Annotated in this window: 1 protein-coding gene; it reads left to right on the top strand. The window is 62.4% G+C overall.

The annotated features are described in order from the left end of the window. Positions 1 to 183: 183 nt before the first annotated feature. Positions 184 to 1,128, top strand: a complete 945-nt coding sequence (locus AC1ECK_RS36615; protein WP_480328176.1) for an IS110 family RNA-guided transposase — start codon at positions 184 to 186, stop codon at positions 1,126 to 1,128. Positions 1,129 to 1,148: the final 20 nt, after the last annotated feature.

The following is a 1,148-nucleotide window of genomic DNA, read 5'->3' as shown; positions in this document are numbered from 1 at the left end:
TACTTGTATATTCTCTCCTGTGGTGCCAGCCCGATCAGCTGTCACCGCATTGGACAGATAGCTCGTCTGCCTACAGGGTCTTCGAGCCCGCAGAAAAGCCTGATGCATCTGTCCTTCATCCTCTTAACCCGAACAGTTGACTGAGCCCCGAGCTCGTATTTTCCTGCAAGTATGGGTACCGCGATGAACCAGTTTTCCCCGATCTATGTCGGCATCGATGTCAGTGGCGATTATCTCGATCTCGCCATTCACGAATCCTCCGAAGCCTGGCGCGTTTCCAATGATGCCACCTCCATTGACCAGCTCGTCCAGCGGCTGGCCGCGCTCAGTCCGGCACTCATCGTCATGGAGGCCACCGGCAGGCTCGAACTCGCCGTGCTCAAGGCCCTCTGCCAGGCGCGGCTGCCCGCCGTCGCCGTCAACCCCAGACAGGTGCGCGATTTCGCCCGCGCTACCGGTCGACGGGCCAAGACCGACCGCATTGATGCGCTCGTCATCGCCCACTTCGCCGCCGTTATCCAGCCCGCCGTCCGGCCGCTCGATGACGAGCAGACCGAGCAGCTACAGGCCCTGCTGCTACGCCGCATCCAGCTCGTCGAGATGCTCGTCGCGGAGAAGAACCGCCTCGCGCGCGCTCATCAGGCCGCCCGTGCCAGCCTGCGTGAGCACATCAAATGGCTCGAACAGCAGCTCCACGTTGCGGATCACGACATCGATTCGTTCCTGCGTGCCTCACCTGCCTGGCGTCAGAAGGAAGATATTCTACGTTCCGTGCCCGGCATCGGTCCCGGCGCGGCGGCCACCCTCATCGCCTTCATGCCCGAACTCGGCTCGCTCTCGCGCCGCCAGATCGCCTCGCTTGCCGGTGTCGCACCGTTTAACGTCGACAGCGGCAACCATACCGGCAAGCGTCGGGTGCAGGGCGGACGCGCCATCGTGCGGCGCTCCCTTTACATGGCCTGCGTGCCCGCGCTGCGTTTCAACCCGGCCATCCGTGCCTTCTATGACCGCCTGCGTCAGGCCGGCAAGCCGTTCAAGGTCGCCATCACCGCCTGCATGCGCAAACTGCTCACCACACTTAACTCCATGATCCGAAATTCAACACCGTGGAACACCAGCGACGCTTGACTCCCAATACGGTTGCTTTT

This window comes from Paraburkholderia sp. SSBN10T (genome assembly GCF_056619545.1).
The sequence above is the reverse complement of the archived record's forward strand: the minus strand, read 5'-3'. Positions and strand labels throughout refer to the sequence as shown.

Coding starts and splice junctions, on each gene's coding strand:
- AC1ECK_RS36615 (WP_480328176.1), top strand. CDS start 184: ATGAACCAGTTTTCCCCGATCTATGTCGGCATCGATGTCAGTGGCGAT.